The sequence below is a fragment of the Parabacteroides goldsteinii genome, assembly GCF_020091425.1.
In the GTDB taxonomy this organism is placed as follows: domain Bacteria; phylum Bacteroidota; class Bacteroidia; order Bacteroidales; family Tannerellaceae; genus Parabacteroides; species Parabacteroides goldsteinii.
In genome coordinates, this window is record NZ_CP081906.1 from 322,021 (window position 1) to 344,104 (window position 22,084).

General features: G+C 41.5%; 14 protein-coding genes. 5 read left to right on the forward strand and 9 right to left on the reverse strand.

What is annotated here, in order from left to right; all coding sequences use genetic code 11:
• Window positions 1–71 precede the first annotated feature (71 nt).
• The 5 genes from K6V26_RS02255 to K6V26_RS02275 form a co-directional block, all read right to left on the reverse strand.
• Window positions 72–1,685, reverse strand: a complete 1,614-nt coding sequence (locus K6V26_RS02255; protein WP_224264497.1) for a right-handed parallel beta-helix repeat-containing protein — start codon at window positions 1,683–1,685, stop codon at window positions 72–74.
• Window positions 1,686–1,764: 79 nt separating this feature from the next.
• Window positions 1,765–3,453: a RagB/SusD family nutrient uptake outer membrane protein gene (locus K6V26_RS02260; protein WP_224264498.1), complete on the reverse strand. Its 1,689-nt coding sequence runs from the start codon at window positions 3,451–3,453 to the stop codon at window positions 1,765–1,767.
• A 25-nt stretch (window positions 3,454–3,478) separates the two neighbouring features.
• Window positions 3,479–6,247 carry a SusC/RagA family TonB-linked outer membrane protein gene (locus tag K6V26_RS02265; protein WP_224264499.1) on the reverse strand — a complete coding sequence of 923 codons (2,769 nt, stop codon included), beginning with the start codon at window positions 6,245–6,247 and terminating at the stop codon, window positions 3,479–3,481.
• Between the two features lie 36 nt (window positions 6,248–6,283).
• Window positions 6,284–8,113 carry a RagB/SusD family nutrient uptake outer membrane protein gene (locus K6V26_RS02270; RefSeq protein WP_224264500.1) on the reverse strand — a complete coding sequence of 610 codons (1,830 nt, stop codon included), beginning with the start codon at window positions 8,111–8,113 and terminating at the stop codon, window positions 6,284–6,286.
• Between the two features lie 20 nt (window positions 8,114–8,133).
• Complete coding sequence (locus K6V26_RS02275; protein ID WP_224264501.1) at window positions 8,134–11,262, reverse strand: SusC/RagA family TonB-linked outer membrane protein; 3,129 nt, start codon at window positions 11,260–11,262, stop codon at window positions 8,134–8,136.
• Window positions 11,263–11,562: 300 nt separating this feature from the next.
• Here K6V26_RS02275 and K6V26_RS02280 point away from each other — a divergent pair, with 300 nt between their 5' ends.
• A complete protein-coding gene (locus K6V26_RS02280) occupies window positions 11,563–15,063 on the forward strand; it encodes a DUF748 domain-containing protein (RefSeq protein ID WP_224264502.1) in 3,501 nt (1,166 codons plus the stop codon).
• 48 nt (window positions 15,064–15,111) lie between these two features.
• A complete protein-coding gene (locus K6V26_RS02285; RefSeq protein WP_224264503.1) occupies window positions 15,112–15,378 on the forward strand; it encodes a GNAT family N-acetyltransferase in 267 nt (88 codons plus the stop codon).
• A gap of 15 nt (window positions 15,379–15,393) precedes the next feature.
• On the opposite strand, the gene K6V26_RS02290 is transcribed toward K6V26_RS02285, so the two are convergent.
• Window positions 15,394–16,041, reverse strand: a complete 648-nt coding sequence (locus tag K6V26_RS02290; protein WP_048317523.1) for a pentapeptide repeat-containing protein — start codon at window positions 16,039–16,041, stop codon at window positions 15,394–15,396.
• 172 nt (window positions 16,042–16,213) lie between these two features.
• Between K6V26_RS02290 and K6V26_RS02295 the strand changes: the two genes are divergently transcribed.
• On the forward strand, window positions 16,214–16,603 hold the full coding sequence (locus K6V26_RS02295) for an L-rhamnose mutarotase (protein ID WP_122328442.1): 390 nt from the start codon (window positions 16,214–16,216) through the stop codon (window positions 16,601–16,603).
• 232 nt (window positions 16,604–16,835) lie between these two features.
• Here the strand turns inward: K6V26_RS02295 and K6V26_RS02300 are convergent, their stop codons facing one another.
• The 3 genes from K6V26_RS02300 to K6V26_RS02310 all read right to left on the reverse strand — a co-directional run bounded on the left by K6V26_RS02300 (window position 16,836) and on the right by K6V26_RS02310 (window position 18,884).
• On the reverse strand, window positions 16,836–17,468 hold the full coding sequence (locus K6V26_RS02300; RefSeq protein WP_122328506.1) for a murein L,D-transpeptidase catalytic domain family protein: 633 nt from the start codon (window positions 17,466–17,468) through the stop codon (window positions 16,836–16,838).
• 90 nt (window positions 17,469–17,558) lie between these two features.
• A complete protein-coding gene (locus K6V26_RS02305; RefSeq protein WP_224264504.1) occupies window positions 17,559–18,563 on the reverse strand; it encodes a L,D-transpeptidase in 1,005 nt (334 codons plus the stop codon).
• 132 nt (window positions 18,564–18,695) lie between these two features.
• Window positions 18,696–18,884: a ferredoxin gene (locus tag K6V26_RS02310; protein WP_007653717.1), complete on the reverse strand. Its 189-nt coding sequence runs from the start codon at window positions 18,882–18,884 to the stop codon at window positions 18,696–18,698.
• Between the two features lie 192 nt (window positions 18,885–19,076).
• Here K6V26_RS02310 and pruA point away from each other — a divergent pair, with 192 nt between their 5' ends.
• Window positions 19,077–20,708 (forward strand): L-glutamate gamma-semialdehyde dehydrogenase, encoded by a 1,632-nt coding sequence (gene pruA, locus K6V26_RS02315; RefSeq protein WP_007653716.1) that lies wholly within the window; start codon window positions 19,077–19,079, stop codon window positions 20,706–20,708.
• A 98-nt stretch (window positions 20,709–20,806) separates the two neighbouring features.
• Window positions 20,807–21,982, forward strand: a complete 1,176-nt coding sequence (locus tag K6V26_RS02320; protein ID WP_224264505.1) for a proline dehydrogenase family protein — start codon at window positions 20,807–20,809, stop codon at window positions 21,980–21,982.
• Window positions 21,983–22,084 lie beyond the last annotated feature (102 nt).

Consider the following 22,084-nt stretch of genomic DNA (forward strand, 5'->3'; position numbering starts at 1 on the left):
TTTAAATCTAAGGTATATAAATCTTTGTAAAAATCGCTTTTTACATGGGATTCATCGCATATATAATCGTATTACTTTTTGAAAAACGAATCGATAGCTTCTTTATCGATAGTCGTTATTCGACCGGTTGGAATGTTGATCATACGAAGGAATGGCTTTAATGACTCAAAGCCTGACAGGTCATTTCTGATCATATTTTCGTAGGTCTCGTTTTCAAACCTGGCAGTTTTATCTTTCGGTATATTCAGGATGTCTCCCAAGTAATAATTGTTTTGGAATAGATTATTTGTAGATGTCCCTAAGTGAAATTCACTGGTTTCGCTGACGTAGAATAAATTATCCCGTACTGTCGTACTGTCTGCGTCTCCATAAGAAGGTGTGATACTGAGCAGACAACGTTGTACCTCCGGTGCTTTCTTTTTATTTACATGGATAATATTATTATAGATCATTGTTTTTTTTGCTGGACCGGCGATATGGATACTGGGGGAGAAGTAACCTGATTTGGTTAATTGGGTCCGATTACCGTCGTTAATACTTATGTTCCCCCGAATGATTGTATTATTAGTTCCTATGTTTTCCGGCATAACAGATTCTCCCGTATCACAGATCAACAGAAAACCTCCTTCATTGTCATGACTGTAATTATATTGTATGATTGTATTATTACAATTATTATCGGAATCATAACCTTGTGCGTCTCCCGGAGCTTTGTGGTCGGAAACTTCATTATATTGGATAAGGGTATTATCACAACTCCATGGCCAGATGCCAGCTGCATATTCCCCATCCGGCAACAGGTCAGTACAATTTCTCATTATATTATATTCAACCAATGCTCCATCACACCCGATAGGGACGATACCATCGCCGGGGACTTCTTCGATCAGGTTGTTCCTGACTACTACATTTCGGTTCGGATACCAAAAATCGCGTGTTGAATATCCCCACCAGATCATAGCATTGCGTTCGCAGCGTCGAATCGTGCAATTTTCAATGGTCAGGCCATCGAAGATACTGGTTTTTTCCCCTTCATTTACGATATAAATACCTGATCCGCCCCCTTCTTTTTTAACCAAACTTCCATTTACGTCATGGATATAGAGTCCTTTTAGCAGGATGGAATGTGCTGTTCCATAGTTTTTCAGGTGAACTTTTATACCAGTCCTGTTTGGTAATCGTTCTTTTCCCGTATTAATGATTTCCAAATTTTGGATAGTCAGATAGGTTGAATTATATACATATACGGCATAGAGTGAATTGTCATATCCAACTATACAAGGATTATTTCCTTTATCACCATAAGCATCAATAATGATTTGTTTTTCTGGAGTACCGGTTCCTTTTATATGGAGTTCTCCTGTAAATATTTCTCCTTTCTTTAAAAGAACTTTGTCGCCGGCTTTTAAGTCAAGCGATTGGATTTTACTAAGACTTTTCCAAGCTTCTTCCGGTGAGGTTCCCTGATTATTATCATTCCCTGCTGTCGCATCTAAATAATAGGTATGAGAGCAGGAAGTTAAATAGCCGGTTGATGGAGAACAGGCATTGAAGAGAATAACGATAAGAAATGTCAATGATTTTGTTTTTCCCCATTGTCTGAATAACTTATTATTAAGTCGAGCAAATAGTATCCCTTTCAAAGGTATAGTTTGAATCGGGAAGAAGGATGTTACCAGTTTCATTCGTTTTATTATTGAGTAAATTTAGTAAAAGGAAATCAGGAGAATCCTGTTTTATAAAGGAATTCTCCTGGCTATATGGTTACCATCCTGGATTTTGAGTTAACTCAGGATTGATATAAATTTCAGATTGTGGGATCGGGTAGAGATACATACAATCTTTAAAAATTCTTTTTTCGACAAGTACTTTTTTATAGTTGAAAGAACCGTCTTCATTTTTAGTAATGTCTACCCCATAAATGTCGGTTGTTTGATCTGCTATTTTCCATCGGCGGATGTCCCAAAAGCGATGATCTTCGAATGATAATTCAATTCTGCGTTCATTTCTTAATTTTGCTTTGAACTCTTCAACTGTTAAATTGTCGGGATATCCAGGCATGTCTACATAAGTTCGTTTTCGTATGATTTCTATAGCTTCTTTAGCAGACATCGGATAGCCATCTTTATAGTTAGGATCTCCGTAGGCCTCCATCATTGCTTCTGCAAAATTTAATAATATTTCGCTGTATCGCATGATATTCCATACGTGTCGTTTGCTGGTTACAAATTCGCTTTTTAAACTGGTGCTTCCGTCTACATATTTTCTTAAATAATAACCTGTCACTGTCGCATTTTTTTGCGGCTTACCACTTCTTCCTCCATACCAACATTCTATTTGTTCATCATAAACCCACCATGCTCCGTTTTGTGCAACCAGTTCATACATTCGGGGATCTCTTCCTTCATAAGGATTTTGAGGATCGTAGTTCGGATCAGCATGTTCATATCCGGCTTTGGAAGTAACGGGTAATCCGCTATCCTGCATTTCATATGCTTCGACTAAATTTTCAGTCGGGCAATGCCCTGTGTTTCCGCCTCCTTCTATGCCAATCGGAAAGTTGACACGCTCAAACCAGTTATCTTCTTTTTGCATGACGCCGAAGATCAATTCATTATTATTTGTATAGTTATTATTCCAAAGACTCCATAAGTCGGGGAGTGGCATATATCCAAAATCCCAGGCTTTGTCAATAACGTCTGCTGCGGCTCTAGCTGCCAATTCCCATTTTTCAATGTCATTATTCGAGTTGAATAATGGGCTGGCTGCATAAAGTAATGCTCTTGACTTCAGTGCCATAGCTGCCCCTTTTGTTGCCCGGCCGGTCTCACTCTTGATTAAATCCTTATAACTGACAGGAAGGTGAGGGGCTATGGCATCACATTCGTCAATGATAAATTGGATGATGGTTTCAAACGAGGCGCGTTTTTGTTGATTAGCTTCTTCTTCTGTTAAAAGAGTTGTGATAAGAGGTATATCACCGTAACGTTTGGCTAATTCAAAATAGAAATAGGCACGTAGGAAGCGAGCTTCGTATGGATAGTATTTGAATTGAGCCATAATATCATTATAGTCTTCATTGTGTTTCAGATCATCGAATTCCTGTCCTTCCGTTTCTTTCAGAAACATATTCACAGCGCGGATTCCACTGAAATAATTCCATTTATCATCAAGCGTGTTGATCGCACTCCATGCTCCGTTGTTAAAACTGTGCACAGGAGATAGATTATCCACGAAAACAGCTTCGTCGCATGCTGCTGACCGCATGGCATCATCCCCAATTGTACCGAAAGCTGCCGGTACATAGGAATAGATGTTAGTCAGGAAGTTTCTGGTATATTTGAAACTGGAAAAAACTGCTTCTTTTTCCAGAAAATCGGATTCGTCATAGTCCAAATAATTACATGAACTTATACAGAAAGCGAATAAACATATAAATAATTTAGTTTTCATTCTTTTGTTGTTTTTGAATTTGATATTAGAATGTCAGGTCGAAACCAAAATGAACAGACCGTTGTGCCGGATAAGTTTTCCACATCACTTCAGGATCAGTTTCTTTCATATTATCCAGAGAGAATAAATCCATTCCTTTAACAAAAAGTCTGAATTCCTGTAAACGGAATCGTTCGATAAAGTTTTCCGGCAACTTGTAATAAGCTTCAGCCGAACGTAGTTTCAGAAAAGAAACGTTCTTCATGAATACTGAGTTATTCCGGTAATTGTTTGCACTTTCTGTTGTGGTCAGACGTGGATAAGTAGCTTCTGTATTATCTGCTCCGGGTCTCCAGCAATTCTCCAGATAATGTGTTGAGATCGTTTGATTGTTCATCAATGGATAGTAAAGGCTACTTAGATCTCGTTGTACGGTATAATGACCGGCTCCCTGGAATTGTGCATTGATGCCAAAACCTTTATATTCGAGATCGAATCTCGCCGAATAGAAAATTTCCGGACATTGTGTATTATAGCCCATTGGTATGATATCCTGTTCATCGATTCGTTTGTCCCCATTTTGGTCTTTATATTTCAAATCTCCAGGATATACAGTTGAAAACATCTGTGCCGGACTGTTGTCTATGTCGGCTTGGTCTTTGAAGAATCCGATCACTTCCAATCCGTAAAATTGATTCAGGCGTCCTCCGGTTGATTTGAGATAATCATATGGCTTAAAAGTTTCATTCATCTCAATGATTTTGTTCCTTGAAAAAGCAAACTGACCATTTATATTGAAAGCAAAATCTCCGATACGTTTTCCTATGCTCATTCCGATTTCAACTCCGTAATTGTTTACTATTCCATTGGGAGAATTAGATGCTGTTGCGCCAAAGAAACCGGAAGTTACATTTCTGTTTGGAACCATGATATCATATCTGTGGTCAAAGTATGTTTCCAGATTGAAATCTATTAGGTTTAATAATTGCATATCAATACCCAGATTTGCTTTGCTACTTTTTTCGAAAGTTGCATTTAAACTAGGTAACTGACCTTCCGCAATACCTCCGTTACTAATGAAATCATCACCAAAGATGAATCCTCCACCACCTCCGAAAGGATATTTATCCATATTCTTCCAAACTTGGTCGTTCCCGGTTAAGCCATAAGATAAACGTAGTTTAAGTAAATCCAGCCAGGAGGTTTCTTTTAAGAATGTCTCTTTGTTTAGTAGCCATGCCGCAGATATTGCCGGGAAGAATCCCCATCGATTATTTTTAGGTAAACGACTAGTTCCGGATATAGCCATATTCAAGTCAAAATAGTATTTATTCATTAAACTATAGTGGGCATTTGCAACGATATCCTGGTGCATATAAGTGTTATATTGTTCCAGATAAACATTTTTATCTTGTTTATAACGTACTGATGCAAGTAGGTTTCCTGAAGAAAATGCTTTCTGGTAATTCAACGCAAACTGAATATTGGAATGACGGTTCTGGGCATTCAACCAACTGTCGAATCCCAGTTGTTTTTCATCTTTCCCATATTGTGTATTGATTGTGTCTGTAGGAACTCCGTCATTATTAAGATGAGCAATATTTGATTCGTATAAGTATTGTTTGGTGCGCGTGTCCCATGTTTCGGAATAGGCGTCAAAACCAATACGAAATTCAGCACTGACTCCAGGTAACCAGGCGTCCAGGTCCTGTGTAAGTGTCATGTCTGCCAATAATGTTCGGGCATGTGAGGTATTGTAACCTGTTGAAGAACTCTCTGCTACTGGATTTTTATCATACATATTCGAACCTCCCCATATGCCATTGTGTGTCTTAACAGGAAAGGCATTTGCCGGAAGTGTATATAGAGTACCCATAAGAGCCTCATCAGAGATCCCTCCGGGTTCGTATTTTTCTTTTATTTTACCTGACAAATTTACTTTTACGTGAGTGGAAGCAGTGATATCTATATCGAGATTTGTTCGGACATTCAATATGGAATTTCCGAACTGAGTGGAGTGGGAGTCTTGATCAGTATTTTTTAGCAGTCCTTTGTCAGATATAAAATTGAGCAATGAATAATAACGGATACGATCAGAGCCACCGCTAGCGGTGAAATTGACCTGGTCACGTTGCCCATGATCACGTAGCGTTTCTTTCACCCAGTTCACATTTGGAAAAAGAGTCGGATATTTTCCACTCCGGTAAGTATCGATCTCTTGTTGTGTATAACGACGGGCTAAACCTTCATTTGTTAGTCCTTCGTTAACAGCTTCAGCATAGGTTGCCGCATCGACCATTTTGGGGAGGCGCATGGGGGTTGTGATGCTATGCTGATAAGAAACGTGAATATTAGCTTTCCCCTTTTTCCCTCGTTTGGTTTTTACCAACATGACTCCATTGGCTCCTCTTACTCCGTATGGAGCTAATGCTGCTGCATCTTTTAAAATAGTAACATCTTCTATTTCTTCAAGTACCAGTGAATTGATATCTCGTTCCAAACCGTCAACAAGTACTAATATGGAGTTTTCTATCAAAGAACCGATTCCTCGAATATTCATACTCGGGTTACCTTCTCCATTACCATATCCGCCATTTTGTCGGATGAAAAGACCGTTCAGTTTACCGAAAAGAGCATTTGCAGGATTTATATTAGAGCGTTTCATCAGCTCTTTGTTATCGACGGAAGAAGCTGCAATCGTTGTTTCATCAGCCTGCTCATCTGTCTGTTCTGTTACTTTTTCACTTTGTGCCCAAACGGGTGGCATAACACATAGAAAAGACAGTGATATGATTGGAATTAATTTATTTCTCATTTTATTTTTCAAATTTAGTATTCGTAATAAAGGTTATCACCATCCAGGATTTTGGATCAGACCATATGTTTTATTGATCTCGTTACTGGGGAATGCACTCAGATACCATTTGGGAGAGAACTTACCGGGATTGGCCCATTGTCTGAGTTCTCCGTTTTCTGCAGGTTTAAATAATTTATACTCATAACTGAATTCTCCAGTTTCCGGATTTTTAGTAATAACTACACGATGTGGAGTTTTTTGGAATATATCGACACGTTTGTACCGTATCATATCGAACCAGCGTACTTCTTCGTAAGCAAATTCGCAAACACGCTCGGTTAGGATGGCTTCGAGGAATTCCTCTTTACCAAGTCCTTTTTTTAAATGCCCTATACCTACCCGGTCACGTAATTTGTTAACATACTCGTAGGCCAGATTCATATCTTCGTTTGTTTGGCAAAGAGCTTCAGCATACCCTAAATATAATTCGGGTAAGCGGAGGTAAGGCCATTGTACTACTTTTCCGGAGATCTCGGCCGGCCATTCGAATAATGGACCACCTCCGCCATCGAGAATGAATTTGCGCGGTCGATAACCGGACATAAAGGCTCCGTAAGAACCTTCAAATTCCTGATAGTGTTTTCCTCCGACGTAGATTTCCGCTATGCCTCCGTAGTATTTATCGCCATTTACAACAACTGTTTCGTATAAACGGGGATCCCGTTGATCATAAGGAGATTTAGGGTCGTATAACGGACTTTCTGTTATGGGTAGTCCATCGACCATGGGGAACATATCGACGAGTTCCTGGGTCCCACATGCTGTTCCAGCATCACCGGCTGTTTCATAATGACTCCATCCCCATGTCCAGTAATCCGGTACAGTATAGCCATAATGAGTTGCTATTACTGCTTCTCCTGTTCCGCGGTCCAGATAACCGGAACGAAAGGCTTGTCTGGGATCTGATTTGTAGACCAGGTTGTATTGCCCGTTTTTATTAAGTTCTTCGAAAAACTCTTTATGGGCAGCCAGGGCTTGATCCCAAAGTTCTGATTTGTAACTTCCAAACCATACTAAATGGTTATTGGCTGCTTCTCCTTCCATATAAGGACTGGCGCTGTTGAATAGCGGACTTGCAGCAAAGAGTAAGATGCGTGCTTTTAGTCCCATAGCGGATGCTTTTGTTAAGCGGCCTTCCCATTCCCGATTTTCACTGGCAGACATTGCCCAAGGGAGTACGGCGGAGGCTTCATCTAATAATTTTATAATGAAGTCCAATGTTTCTTGTACAGTCCCTCTTTCTTTTTGCATATCATCGTTCGCGGTATAGGCGTGATCGATGATGGGAACACCTCCGTAATGCCGGAATATGTCACAGTAATGCATCGCGATAATGACTTTCGCTTCTCCTTTCAGACGTACTTTTTCACTTTCTTCCATATCGGGAACCCTGTCTACATTTTCGATGAATAACCAGGCTCTACGAATCCCTAGCCAACATGGTCTTTGATAATAACTGTATTTTGAAGAATAACCATTATTTTCATAATCGGCGGAATAGGTTCCGTTATAATGGATAGCTGCTCCTGAAACTCCGTCTGTCCATACATTTGAATATACTAGATCTGTTAAACAGTCTAACGGATCGGATCCCATTAACTGATTTCCTTGATTCCCTAAATTTAATCCGTAATGTAACGTGGCATATGCACTCCAAAGTGCAGTACGGGCATATTGGGCATTTGAATAAATGACGTCGATGTCCACATCGTTAGATGGGGCTTTCTCCAGAAAATCATCGCCGAACTTCAGATCCTGACAAGCAGTGAGTGTATATATGAACCCTGTAGCGACGAGTATATATTTGAATATAGAACGTGTCATAATTTTACTTTTATATCTGATTAGAAATTAAGATTTAAACCGATGTTAAAGATCATTTGGAGCGGATATTCAAACTGTTTATCATCAGTTGCCTCCGGATCGGCGATCTTCAGATGGTCGAATGTCAACAGGTTTTCGCCGGATGCATAAATACGCATATTTTTTAGATAGATTTTTTTCATCCAGTCCCCTTTGAATGTATATCCGACCTGTAGGTTCTTTAAACGCATATAGGAAGCATCTTTTAGCCAGAGAGTAGAGTTACGCGTATAATTATTAGCATTTGCAGCTCCGGAAAAACGAGGTGTCTTTGCTGTTTCCGCTGTTTCCGGTGTCCAATGATCATCAATCATATATTGCAATAATCCGTAATTACCGCCACCGAAAGGAACACGGAGTCCGGCACTGACGAAACGCGACACTTTACTTGTTCCAACCCACAGCATACTGAAATCGAAACCTTTGTATTCAAAACCTATGGTAGCACCGGCTGTTAATTGTGGGTAAATCGGGTTACCTATCGGGCATTGATCGTTATCATCGATTATATTATCTCCATTCAGGTCCTTGTATTTGGCATCCCCAGGTTTCAGATCTAGTTTATGATCCGGTAAATTCCCGGATTTTATATCATTATCAGTGACAAATCCGTCGAAGATAAAGCCAAATGGTTGACCAACAGACTGACCTGTTTCATACAGCCAGGGATATTTGTGCGGTATTTCATCTTTATAAACAACCGTGTTCTTTGCATATGATAAATTTGTGTTGATCCAGTACTTGAAATCGCCTATGTTATGGTTCCATTTCAATACAAGTTCAAAACCTTTATTATTTACTTTACCGATATTGACAACTGGCATTGTAATAGCTATAAAATTTGGTGCGGTATTCCGTGTTGTCAGGATATCGTGACGTTTTTCGATAAAATAATCGAAAGAGCCTGATAGACGATCGTTTAATATGGAGAAGTCCATACCATAATTTTGTTTTCCTGCTTTTTCCCATGAAACAAGCGGATTACCCATCTGAAGTTCGGTGGCTCCATCACGATTGCCAGATACATCGACACCAAAATTGTAACTTGTTCCGTAAGGATTATAGGCATCCGGCAGGTAAAAGAAACGTGATTTTGTACTCATCAGGTCATTACCTACAATACCATAAGAACCACGTACTTTCAGGTAGTTAATGAATGATTGACTTTTCATGAATTTTTCTTCGGAGATGATCCAACCGGCAGAGAATGCAGGAAATATGCCATAACGGTGGCCTGGGGCAAAGTTTTCGGAACCGTTATAACCAATATTGAAGTCAACCATATAACGATTGTTATAGTCATAGGTAGCACGTCCTACTAAGCCTACATAACCACGTGGAATACTTATATAGTCAAACTTATCAGGATTCGGATATTGATCGCGCCACTGGTTATAAAGAATTAATCCTCCTACATGATGATTTCCGAATTTGCGGTCATAATTCAAACTTCCTTCCAGATACCAGTTACGTCCGCGGTTTGTCGATTCATCAAAATAAAGTTGGGTTTCTTCCCTGAATTTGCGGAAGAATAACTCGTTAGTATCCGGATCTTTGTGTGCTGTGTAATAAGGTATTTCTTTATAGCGGTTTTTGGTATGTGTGTAACCACTATTATAAGAACCTTTTACCGTAACAGAAAGCCCTTTGGTGATAATGTCTAACTTTTGCTTTACAGAAAGGTCTAAATTGATTTCATTATAGATTTTCTGATTATAACCTTTGCCGAAGAAGCATTCAAAAGGATCTGCATTTTCTAATGCTCCTTTGTCCCAACCGATATTGTCAGGACTGGTGTGAATCCATTTACCATCGTAGAGACCAGCTCCTCCAAAAGGAGTTACACGGGTCAGAAAAGTAAACAAATTACTTTTGGTGTTAGGTTCACAGGTATCTTCCAGACGTCCTCCCAGGTTTACACTCAATAGGGTCGTTTGGGTTACATCTATATCCAGATTTGCGCGATAATTATATCTGTTGTATGTGAAATTGGAATTGTAACCGGCATCAAAGGAACGGAACAAGCCATCCTGAGTCAAAATTCCGATAGAAGTAAAGTAACGTACACGCTCTGTGCCTCCGGAAATATTCAGATTATGCTGGTATTGGAAAGAAGTAGGCTTCATGATTAGATTCATCCAATTCATATCCGGATATAATAAGGGATCAGTATGATTCTTAAATGCATTTAATATGTTTTCATTAAAAACCGGACTAGCCCCATCGTTTGTTAATTTCTCATTGAATGCGACTGCATAATCGTAACTGTTGGCATATTCGTATAAACGGAGAGGTTTTTGTAAACTAGCAGATGTAGAAACAGATATTTGCGCTTTTCCTTCCTCACCGCGTTTGGTCGTAACCAAAATGACTCCGTTGGCTCCACGTACACCGAATACAGCTGTTGCTGAAGCATCTTTTAATACGGTCACATTTTCGATTTCATTAGGATCGAGGCGGAAGAAAGAACGCTCTACTCCATCAACCATAATGAGTGGAGCAGCTCTTTTTGCATCTAAAGAACCTATGCCTCGAACGAATATGGCTGGATCATCTGCTCCCGGCTGACCGGAATATTGGATTGTGGATAATCCTGGAACCTTACCTGTTAATGCTTGTGCAACATTAGGTACAGGTGATTTCAGGATATCCTTAGTACCTACTGAAGAAACGGCACCGGTGACTGTTATTCTTTTCTGTGTGCCATATCCGATAACTTGAACTTCTTCTAGCATTTCAGAATCTTCATTCATTATAATACTAATATCTTTTTTGTCTTTTACCGGAACAATTTGTTCTTTGTATCCAATGTAAGAGAATTTGATTTTAACAGATGAGGATGGTAGATTTAGAGAGAAATGTCCGTTTCCATCTGTCATAGTACCAATAGTTGTTCCTTCAACGACGACATTGACTCCAGGCATGGGTTCGTTGGATTCATCTTTTACAACACCTTTTATGGTTATTGTCTGTTGTGTTGCCGCAGGTGTACCTACAGTTTGTTCATTTGATGAAGTTGGTATGTTTATTGCTTTTTCAGATTGTACTTTTTCAGTAATAACAAGGCTGAAAAAAACTAACATGAAACTTCGTAATACAAGTTTTTTCATTCGCATTTGATTTGATGTTTTCTTATTAATGAGGGCAAAGTAATGAAATATAAGGTTTAGTTAGTAATGAAAAATTATTCAAAAATGTTTGAAATCTATTCATTCGGGCTGGATGATGGTTAAAATAGACATTTAAACCAGATCATTATCTGTGTAATATGGTTGTAAGGTCAGCTAAATGTATTATTTATTTGCAACATAATATTTGTCTTCTTGTTTTAAATAATATAGAGTATTTATACGGATCGCAGAGGAATTGCTCCTAAGAGAAAGGTTTGTTGATAAAATAGAGAAAAGGGTATGAGACGAAGTAAGAAAATAATTAAGTACATTTTTCCAATAGCAGGATTATTGATCGTTCTTTTTTCCATTTTGAACCTGTACCTGAGCAACCGCCTGGAAAGATATTTGAAAGTAGAACTGAGCCGTCGCACCGCTGAGGCTACGGATGGATTCTATAATCTTTCTTTTGATGACCTTTCGATCGGTTTTGTGAAAGGGGAACTGAAGATCGAAGGCATCAGGCTGATGCCCGATTCAACTGTGTTTCAACAGTGGAAAGCTATTGACAGCCTTCCCCGTACTTATGTGAAAGCGGAGATCGGCGTGATAGATTTCAAAGGTGTAAACCTTACTTGGCGTTGGAGTTATAAGGAATTGCATTTTAATACGTTTGAGATAAAAGCCCCGCGGATAGAAGTTTTCGATTCTTATTATTCGGGGCGTGTGGAGAAAAAGGTCCGGCATGCCGATACCAAATCATTGTATGAAGTAATCTCTCCTTATATAAATGTGTTGAGCGTACGGACACTGAACCTGTCGAACGCCAGCGTATCCTATACTGTCGAGAATCCTGTGACACCGATCGTCTATGGACTTGATGATGTCAGCTTTCGCGCTTACGGTTTTCTGTTGGATAAGAACTCGTCACAGAGCGGAAAGTTACTCTATTGTGATAACTTTGAATTTGTGACGAACCAACCGCAGACGCTGCTAGCCAATAACGACTTTTTCCTTAAAACAGACAGCATAAAACTCAGTACGCAGGATTCGATTATTTATATAGAGAAGATACGATTGATTCCGCAGGATAGTTTATGGACGGAGACAAAACAACGTCCGGACAGCTATGTCGATGCACAGGTCCGGACAGTGGAAGTCAACGGAATCCGTTTTAAACGAGAAGATGCATTGAATTATCTGACAGCCCGTTCTTTTGAAATATCTTCGTCGGACATTCAGGTATTTAATCTGGCCGCTAATGCCCCGGCAGCGAAAAAAGCGGCAGGCCATGCTACAAAGATCGATACGGATTCTTTGGTACAGGCTTTATCTTTATATGACATAATATCGCCGGTTTTGCATAGCGTTTCTATCCGGACTGTCGGAATCGATGCCGCCAAAGTTACTTATTCGCAAGCCGTAAAAGATTCAGTGGAAGTCTATAAACTGGATAACTTCAATTTCCGGGCAAACGACTTCCTGGTTGATTCGGTTTCGGAAGAGAAGCATGGTTTGTGGTATTCCCGTAGTTTCGCCTTTGAAGCAACTGGCATCAGCGGGGAGATGACGGCACGTAACCACCGTTTCGATATTGCCCGTATGGCATTGGATACGGAGTCCGGCGATTTCAATATAGAGAAAATCCGCCTGAAGCCTATAAGAGTAAATTCCCGGAAAGACTATATGTCTGGTAGCATTGACACAATCGGTATCAGGGGATTACTTTATGATAAAGGGATCAGTGCCGACCTTTTCAAGATAGACCATCCGGTTATCTATTATTATAAATCCCCGTCTTATGCGAAGAAAAGCAAGGAAACGAAGCTGCCGGTAAATCCGAGGGCGGATGTGGAAAGTATTCTGAACCCGTTATTGCAATATTTGTCTATTAAACGGATCAATCTGAATCATGCGTACGTAACATTGAATGACAGAAGCGTTCCTGATCCGATAATCTATAAGCTGAAGGATTTCAATTTCTATGCTACCCGCTTCCTGGTGGACGACAGTACGAACCGGAGTGGAGGGCTGTTCTTTGCCTGTGATCATTTTGGTTTCAGTTTCAAAGACTTCGACAATTATTTGCCGGGAAAAGCCTACCGTCTGGCTGTCCGAAAAGGTAATTTCTCTACGGCAAAAGGCATATTGGGATTACAGGACGTGAAACTGCTCCCGCAAGACTCTTTATGGCAAATGGGAGCAAATTCATATCTTCGTATGGAGACTCCGATGATTTCTGCGACCGGTTTGAACCGTCTGCCAGAGAATTTGCTTCAACGTTTGGATGCTGCTTCGCTGCACGTCGAATCACCCGATATCCGCTTGATGAAAAAAGACGGAAGCTTGTTACAGGTATCACTTCAGGACTTGGGTATCGATAAAATCGTGTGGGACAGTCTGCATTTTTCTGTCGGTTCAATAAATCTATCTGATCCGGTTGTCAGTTATCAGACCGGGACTTCTCCCGATACGATAAAGACAAAAAAGAAATCTCCCGCTGTCCTGTCAGATGATATTTATGAGGCTGTCGGTCGGTTTACACCTGACCTTTCACTGGGAAAACTGACAGTCTCCAATGCTGTATGGAATCGTGATACGGCAAACCTGTTTCTTGAAGGACTGCATGTCAATGTTAGGAACCGGACATTCGGGCTGAAGACTGTCCGATTCGATACCAAAGACCTGGCATTCCCGTTGGATAATGGTTTTTATACCTTGAAGATAGGAAAAGTCAATCTGGATAATACCGATCTGAATCTGGAAGATATCCATTTGGTTTCTGCCTATCCGAAAATGGAATTTGCTTACCGGCAGCCAAAGCATCAGGATTGGTTTGATGTCAAGGTCGGCCGGTTGGGATTGTCGGGAATCGATTTGCCGGCTTACTTCTCGGAGAAAGTGGTCCGGATAAAAAATGTAGAGGTTGACAATGCCGAACTTCAGAATTTCAAGAACCAACAGATTGCCGTGCCCCGCCGTATCGTACCGATGATCTATTCCGGTTTGCAGAAGGCACCGGTGAAAATGGCTATCGACAGTCTCCGTGTAAATAACTTTTCCGTTGTCTACGAAGAATTGTCAAAGAAAGGGATACAACCGGGTAAACTGTTTTTCACGGAAATGAACGGGAAATTCTACGGCTTTACCAATGTCGTTTCCTATCCGGACCAGTATATCCGTCTGGATGCAAACGGCAAATTAATGGGGAAAGGATATTTTACCGCCACCTGGCAGCTTCCGGTCGATTCCCTGAACGATCGTTTCCTGCTGGATGCGCATATGGAGGACTTTGATCTGACTGCATTGAACCAACTGATCACGCCGCTTGCCTTTGCTAAAGTGGAGAGTGGCAAGCTGGTCGACTTTACATTCAGTACTGAAGCCTCCACTAAAGGTGCCACTGTCGATATGCTATTTCTTTACAGGGATCTGAAGGCTGAAATAATGAAAGAGAAAAACGGGGAAGTGATCGATAATAAATTCCTGTCGCGTTTGGCTAACCTGGTGCTGAAACATGATAATCCCGACCATCCGGAACAGGGAACATACAGGCCCCGTCATTCTCATCTGACGATAGAACGTGACCCGTATCATTCTACATTTAATTATCTGTGGCAAATTCTTCGTCCGGCATTGACGGAGTCGGTCGGTGTTTCTAAAAAGGTGCAGGATGTTGCCAAAGGAGTCTCCGGCTTCTTTACAAAAGTGAAGAATTTCTTCCATCCCGGAAAGAAAAAGCAACAAAAGCAGCCTGTATCCGGACAAAATGAACCGGCAGGTGAACTAATTTCCGAATAAACTGTTTTATCTATAACAGGGTGTTGTTTTGTAGATAAAAAATAAATTATGGAATATGATATTGTTCACCATCCGGAAAAGTATCGCTTTGAAATAAAACAGGATGGTTTAACTGCCTTTGTGCAGTACAGGCTTGTTGGTAATAATCTGGATATTATTCACACAATAGTTCCGGTTCCTCTGGAAGGTCAGGGAATAGCCGCTTTACTGGTGAAAGCGACTTTTGACTACGCGATAGAAAATCAATTGAAACCCCGGGCTGTCTGTTCTTATGCAGTTGCCTGGCTAAAAAGACATCAGGAATATGCAAAATAACGAATTTGAAGAAGATTATCCTTTAATTGTAACACCCAGCAGATGGGCTAATTCCAATGCTTGTAAAGAGGTGACTGTTGCTCCGCGTAATTCACAGCCGATGATAGGACTTATCCGGATGCCGGATATGTCGCAGCTACTGAAGTCGACACCTTTTAAGGATGTACGGTAAAACTCAGCTTCCTTGAGATCACTCTCATGAAAGTTCACGCTGGCATACTGACCGTTCTCAAAGGAACTGTTTCGCAGGTCGCATCGGTCGAAACTGACATATTTCAGTTTACTCATGCTCAGATTGAGGTATTCTGCCTTGCAGTTGCTGAAAACAATATGGTTTAGCGCTGATTCGGAAAAGTTTGTCCCGATCAGTTTGCATTCGATAAATTCGATACGGTGAAAACCGGAACCGGAGAAATTCATATTAGACAGGTCGCAGTTCTTGAAGATGATATCACTGAACTGCGATTTTTTTATGCCGCAACCGATCAGTATGCTGTTTGTAAACAGGCAGTCCTGCATACTCATATTTTCCGTTTTAAATTCGAATACTCTTTGATTCCTGAAAGAATATTCCGCCAGGTCTTCTCCCGGTTGCAGGAGCATTTCATCGAGTGTACAGTCTTCTTTTAATACTTTAGTTATCCGGGGTGCAGTGATCTTCATCTTTTATATTATTTTTGAGCGGGTAAAGATAACGATTTAGATCCGTATTTTATGAAACCGGTGTCGATATCGTTTTATCCCTTGCAGAAATATTCTTATTTCGGTTGCATAATAATCGTTACATTTGTACTGTAATCGTTCCTGTTGAACGAATTAAAAAATAATATGGTTTATGGAAGATAAAAAGAACGGATACAAAAGCAAACATTATGATTTCCCGACTAAACGTTATTGTCAGACGCTGGACCTGAAAGATGATCCGGAGTTAATCAAAGAATACAGGAAAAGACATGGACAGGAATGTTACTGGCCCGAAATAGGCGAGGGGATTAAAAGTGTCGGAATCCTGGAGATGGAAATTTATCTGTGCGGGAACCGTTTGTTCATGATCGTGGAAACACCGCTCGATTTTGATTGGGATACGGCATTCAGCCGTCTCGCCGGTTTACCCCGTCAGGCTGAGTGGGAAGAATATATGTCTGTTTTTCAACAAGCTGATCCGAATGCCAGTTCCGCAGAGAAATGGCAGTTGATGGAACGTATCTTTCATGTGTATGAATAGCTTATAATTTGTTTTTATAAATGACGGAAGTCTGTCCTGTATATCTTTTGAAAAGGCGATATCAGGTGAAGATTTGTCTGATCTGGCCGTCAGCGATTAGCATGTCCATAATAGGAGAGCCGTTTACTTTGGTTTTCATGATTCCTTTTTTATAGGATTCGCATTGTAGTGCCAGAGGGATACCTCCCGAAAGTTCTATCTCATTTCTTTATCCGTTTGCAAGATAGGGTTTTTACATAGAAGCAACCTGCCGTTTGGATAGGATGGGGCTGTAAGCCAGATAATTCTTATTGTTAGCATAAATAAAAAGCAGGGAACCGCCTTTTATGGTGTTGATAATAGGCTTGCTTACAGCCTGTGGCAGGGCCGGACAGCCGAAACTGCGTCCCAGGCGGCCGGATGAAGCAATTACGGAAGGATTGGAGTAAGCAGCTCCGTGGATAACGATCGCCCGTTCTTTGGCGCGGTCGTTGATCCCTTTTTCCAATCCGTTCAGGACAAGTGAGTAACCGTTCTTTCCCTGATAGGTGTTTTCTGTCAGGAAGAATCCCAGTGAACTTTTGAGGGAACCGTTCTCGTTGGAAAAGGAGGTGGCATAATTCCCTCCGCTATTCTTTCCGTGTGATACCAGCGAAGAGAATAATAATTTTTTATGCCTCATGTCGAATACATAAAAACGCTCTTCGGTCGAAGGCTTACTGAAATCGACCAGTGTAAGGATCTCTTTCGTTTTATCTTCGATTTTATGGTATCCGGTGATTGCTTGTTCGAATGCCTCAAAGTTTACCATCCCATCCAGTTGCATCTCCTGGTACAACTGCCGGCAGCTTGAAACTTCATGGATGACCGGTTCCGTACTTCTCATTTTTGAGAAGTTTACCGGGATAAACAATAGGAACAGATAGATGAAAACTTTGTGCATGTCTGTGTGAATCAGACTGCAAAGTTAGAATTTTTAATCGAAAACAAAAACAAGAGTCTCATAAACCGGTGCCCAGTCGTAGATGAATTTAGCATGTGAAGTGGCATTCCTGACACACATATGGGAGCGGGGAGTGGTTCCTAACGTCGAACTGTATTCGATCAGTGACTTGCGCGGAGCATTGACGGGTACCCCGTGGATATACCCCCCGTTTGTGAAGCGGCTGGCATACGGCGCAAAGCCTCCTGTCTCCGTGGTACCGTCCACCAGATAGATCATGCGGGGCTTCTTTTCCTGGATAATATATACTCCGGGAGGCGTTTCCTGGGCATAGGGTGGCCTGTGCAGTCCGGTTGTAGCCGGGTTCATGCTTCTGACCAGCCATTTGTCGCCTTCCTGTTCCAGTGTCGCGATATTCTGATTCCGGGTATCTACAAAGACAGCTTTTTTGAAGACGATCGTATCAGGAATCGTCTGGATATATTTTTTAGGGATCATCCACTCTTTTCCGGTGTGTACGGAGGCAACCCGGGTGAAATTCGTATAGTCTTCCAGGTGTTTTACCAGGGCACCGTCCCTGCCGTAGAGTTCTGGCACCGTAGTGTCTGTTGTCAGGTAGAGCGGTATTCCCTGGAAGCGTTCGACGCCCAGCGAGTCGGCTATACGGCGGTATGAATCTCTGTGATAGTTTTTTACCAATGGCGCTTCCCCGTTTTTATTCCTGTAATTCTGGAGGATTGACCAGGTGGCCGGTTCTTTCTGGATGGATTCGAGCCAGGCAAGGCGCTCCTTTATCTTTTCCCACTGGAACTCCCGTGTCGTATCTTTATACGGATAAGTGTCTTCCAGCGTATGCTGGTCGTAGAGCAATTCCTTTTCAATGATTATTTCTTTAGGGACAGTATCTATTATTTCCGCTACTTCTACAGTCGCAGAGTCTGGTGCAGGTTGTCCGTCAGTAATCGGCTTATCCGTTTTGCCGGTACAGAAACTCAGCAGAATAAGGCAAAATACCGGAAGTATAGCAGTTTTCTTCATCCCAATTATCTTTTTTGTGAATATACGGTTTTTTATTGGAATACCGACAAATCCTGACAGGAAAAGAGGTTATCCCAAACCGGAATAACCTCTCCACTTTTTACTCTGTAAAACGTGAGTGGTCCTCCTCACTTAATCATATTTAATAACGCTGACCGGACAGCTTTCGGCTGCTTCTTTGATCTCTTCCTCGTAATCGTTGAAGTCTACTCCCTCGTTTACGCGGGAACGATCCGTCACATGAAAAACCTCCGGGCAGATGCCTTCGCAAGTACCGCAAGCGATACAGTCTTCTTCTATCCAAACACTTTTAATAGCCATAGTTTCTATACCTTTAAGATGATTATATTTTAATAACAGCTATGGATGGGAAAATGTTGATATATACCATATACCAAAGTGTTTCTAATTAAAACTAATTTAACTCTTTACTCACTTTGTTTTAAAATTATTTTACTACGTTTACAGCATAGAAAAAATCATTGATTAACTATTTATAAACTAAGAAACAACATGGATAACGCTATTTTTAGATTTCCTAAGCCTATTAATGAGCCGGTAAAATCGTATGCACCCGGATCGAGTGAAAAAGCAGCTTTGAAAAAAACGTTAGCTGAACTCTCAAATGAAGAATGGGATATTCCTTTGATCATTGGCGGAAAAGAAGTCCGTACGGGTAATACCGGTAAAGTGGTTATGCCGCACGACCATCATCATGTGCTGGCTACTTACCATAAAGCCGGCGAGAAAGAGGTGCAGATGGCCATCGACGCCGCTATGAAGGCGCACAAAGAATGGTCTGAACTGCCCTGGGTTGAACGTGCTTCCGTTATGTTAAGGGTGGCTGAACTCTTTGCTACAAAATATCGTTATCTGTTAAATGCCTCAGTGATGCTGGGACAGAGCAAGAACCCGTTCCAGGCGGAAATCGATGCTCCCTGCGAACTGATCGACTTCCTGCGTTTCAGTACGTTCTATGCCAGCCAGGTATATGCCGACCAGCCTTATTCGGAAACGGGTATCCTGAACCGTATGGAATACCGTGCCCTGGAAGGTTTCGTGTTCTCGTTGACACCGTTTAATTTTACTTCTATCGCCAGCAACCTGAATATGGCTCCCGCCATGATGGGTAATGTGGCTGTCTGGAAACCGTCTACTACGGCTATCCATTCAAACTATCTGTTGATGAAGGTCTTCCAGGAAGCCGGACTTCCGGATGGTGTTGTCAACTTTATCCCTGGACAGGGGAGCGTGATCGGTAAGGTGATAACTGCCAGCCGCGATCTGGCAGGTTTCCATTTCACTGGTTCTACTGCGACATTCAATACGCTATGGCGCCAGATGGGCGAGAACCTCGGCCATTATAAATCTTATCCGAAGATTGTCGGTGAAACGGGCGGTAAGAATTTTATCTTTGTTCATCCGTCTGCTCCGGCATTGGATGTGGCGACTGCTATCGTTCGCGGTGCGTTCGAATATCAGGGTCAGAAGTGTTCTGCCGGATCACGTGCCTATATCCCGGCTTCTTTATGGAAAGATGTAAAAGAGATGGTAGGCGATATGCTGAAAGAGATCAAGATGGGTGACGTGCAGGATTTCACGAACTTTATCAATGCGGTGATCGATGAGGCTTCATTCGATAATATCATGAGTTATATCAACTATGCGAAACAATCTCCGGATGCTGAGATCGTCTTTGGCGGTAATGGCGACAAGTCGGTAGGTTATTTTGTTGAACCGACTGTTATCCAGACAACAGATCCGATGTTCAAGAGCATGGTGGAAGAAATATTCGGTCCGGTGATCACTATTTATGTATATGACGATAATAAATATGAGGAAACATTGGAGTTGTGCGACCGTACTTCTCCTTATGCCCTGACCGGTTCGATCTTTGCACGCGACCGTTATGCTATCGACGTGGCATTCAATAAACTGCGCTATGCTGCCGGTAACTTCTATATCAATGATAAGCCGACCGGTGCCGTTATTGCACAGCAGCCGTTCGGTGGCTCGAGAGCTTCCGGTACGAATGACAAGGCCGGTGGTCCGCTGAACCTGATCCGCTGGACGAATCCTCGTTGTATCAAGGAGGCTTTGGTTCCGCCTACTTCTTACGGTTATCCGTTCTTAGGAGAAAAATAACATATCAGCTGGCAGTTGACAAGTGACAGTTGACAGGTAATATGCTTCGAAATTGTTTACTGTCAACTGTCATCTGTCAACTTTAAAAATCAGATACTATGTTAGACTTTAATAATACCGAGATTGCATTTTCATCCAAATCGCAGTCTGAATTGAGAAACGCTTACTTACTCTTCAATACAATAAAATATCCGTGGCTGGTAAAATGTGCCAGTTTTGGAAGTAATATCGCCTTAAAGATTCATTTCCCTTTAGCATGGGCTGTAAAGCCAACTTTATATAAACAGTTTGTCGGTGGTGAGACATTACAGGATTGTACCAAAGCGATCGACCATCTCCGACAGTTTAATGTGCGTTCTACCCTTGACTTTTCAGCCGAAGGCGAGCAGACTCCTGAAGGTATCCAGGCTACATTTGAAGAAACACTACGTTCAATCGATTTTGCCAAAGGAAATGATAACCTGGCTTATGCCGTATTCAAACCTTCTACTATAACGACCGATGAACTTCTTGCTAAGGCTTCTGAAAAACGGGGCGAACTGACCATTGAAGAAGTAAAAGCCTTCCGCGAATTTAAAGAACGCTTTATGGCTTTCTGCCAGCGTGCTTATGAGAACGATGTCCGTCTGATTGTCGATGCGGAAGATTACTGTTTCCAGGATGCGCTGGATGAACTGACCGACGAGGCGATGCGGAAATACAATAAGAAACGTGCGATCGTATTTGCTACCTTGCAGATGTATCGTCATGACCGTATGCCTTACCTGCGCCGTATTCTGGATGATGCCAAAGAAAAAGGATATATCGCCGGTGTCAAGTTTGTGCGTGGTGCTTATATGGAGGCTGAACGTGCGCGTGCTGCGGCTTTGGGTTATCCCGACCCGATCTGCAAGGATAAGAAGGCGACCGATGAGAATTTCGATGCGGCTGTTCGTTTTACCATGGACCATCTGGAGCATTTCGAGATGTTTATGGGAACGCATAATGAGGAAAGTAATTATAAACTGGCTAAGCTGATAGATGAGAAAGGTCTCAAACGGGATGATTCCCGTATCTTTTTTGCCCAGTTGCTGGGGATGAGCGATAATATCTCATTCAATCTGGCCCATGAAGGATTTAATGTAACCAAGTATGTGCCTTATGCTCCGGTAAGAGACGTATTGCCTTACCTGATCCGGCGTGCTGAAGAAAACACTTCGGTCGCAGGGCAGACCAGCCGTGAACTGAAGATGTTGCAGTCAGAATTGAACCGGCGTAAGAAGATGCATCGATAAACACTCACAGAATGTTTTCGGTATTTTGTTTGCCATTTGCAATATGCCGATGCAATGCATTGTTAAACAGTTATATATACTATTGCAAATGTTTTTTCTGTT

Excerpts from the sequence above, each read along its gene's own strand:
- K6V26_RS02255 (WP_224264497.1), bottom strand. The coding sequence starts at position 1,685 with ATGAAACTGGTAACATCCTTCTTCCCGATTCAAACTATACCTTTGAAA.
- K6V26_RS02260 (WP_224264498.1), bottom strand. The coding sequence starts at position 3,453 with ATGAAAACTAAATTATTTATATGTTTATTCGCTTTCTGTATAAGTTCA.
- K6V26_RS02265 (WP_224264499.1), bottom strand. The coding sequence starts at position 6,247 with ATGAGAAATAAATTAATTCCAATCATATCACTGTCTTTTCTATGTGTT.
- K6V26_RS02270 (WP_224264500.1), bottom strand. The coding sequence starts at position 8,113 with ATGACACGTTCTATATTCAAATATATACTCGTCGCTACAGGGTTCATA.
- K6V26_RS02275 (WP_224264501.1), bottom strand. The coding sequence starts at position 11,262 with ATGAAAAAACTTGTATTACGAAGTTTCATGTTAGTTTTTTTCAGCCTT.
- K6V26_RS02280 (WP_224264502.1), top strand. The coding sequence starts at position 11,563 with ATGAGACGAAGTAAGAAAATAATTAAGTACATTTTTCCAATAGCAGGA.
- K6V26_RS02285 (WP_224264503.1), top strand. The coding sequence starts at position 15,112 with ATGGAATATGATATTGTTCACCATCCGGAAAAGTATCGCTTTGAAATA.
- K6V26_RS02290 (WP_048317523.1), bottom strand. The coding sequence starts at position 16,041 with ATGAAGATCACTGCACCCCGGATAACTAAAGTATTAAAAGAAGACTGT.
- K6V26_RS02295 (WP_122328442.1), top strand. The coding sequence starts at position 16,214 with ATGGAAGATAAAAAGAACGGATACAAAAGCAAACATTATGATTTCCCG.
- K6V26_RS02300 (WP_122328506.1), bottom strand. The coding sequence starts at position 17,468 with ATGAGAAGTACGGAACCGGTCATCCATGAAGTTTCAAGCTGCCGGCAG.
- K6V26_RS02305 (WP_224264504.1), bottom strand. The coding sequence starts at position 18,563 with ATGAAGAAAACTGCTATACTTCCGGTATTTTGCCTTATTCTGCTGAGT.
- K6V26_RS02310 (WP_007653717.1), bottom strand. The coding sequence starts at position 18,884 with ATGGCTATTAAAAGTGTTTGGATAGAAGAAGACTGTATCGCTTGCGGT.
- pruA (WP_007653716.1), top strand. The coding sequence starts at position 19,077 with ATGGATAACGCTATTTTTAGATTTCCTAAGCCTATTAATGAGCCGGTA.
- K6V26_RS02320 (WP_224264505.1), top strand. The coding sequence starts at position 20,807 with ATGTTAGACTTTAATAATACCGAGATTGCATTTTCATCCAAATCGCAG.